Consider the following 504-nt stretch of genomic DNA (forward strand, 5'->3'; position numbering starts at 1 on the left):
TGCTTCACTAGTTCAGACTTGTCTTTGCCGTCTTCTGTCTTACCTGAGTAGAACTTGCTGTCCATAGGGAAGATGTACGTCGCCGTTTGCAGAACAAGTGGGTATGGACCTTTAGTAACCAAATCGAACGTGTAGTCATCCACTTTTACGATTTTCTCGTACGGGTCGAAGATCGCTTTAAAGTCTGGAGAGCTTTGTAGACGCTCAAATGTCCACACCACATCATCCGCTGTTAGCGAGTTACCAGAGTGGAACTTCACGCCTTCACGCAGTTTGAAGCGTACCGTTGTGTCGTTAACACGTTCCCAGCTTTCTGCTAGACGAGGTTCGAAGTCCATTGTTTGAGTGAAACGAACTAGAGGGTCAAATACCATGTGTGACATTTGCAGTGTACCGCCAGACAATTGCTCATGCGGGTCAAGCGATACTGGGTCAGCAGCGTAGCCAACTTTAATATCTGCTGCTAGCGCATTAAAACTAAGGCCCGCAGCCATTAGCGCCACT

General features: G+C 47.8%; 1 protein-coding gene. It reads right to left on the reverse strand.

All coding sequences use genetic code 11. From position 1 onward, the window contains the following. On the reverse strand, positions 1 to 503 hold a 503-nt coding region (locus R8N47_RS28655; protein WP_318186541.1), incomplete at its 3' end, for an ABC transporter substrate-binding protein. Position 504 lies beyond the last annotated feature (1 nt).

The organism is Vibrio sp. 2132-1 (assembly GCF_033344315.1).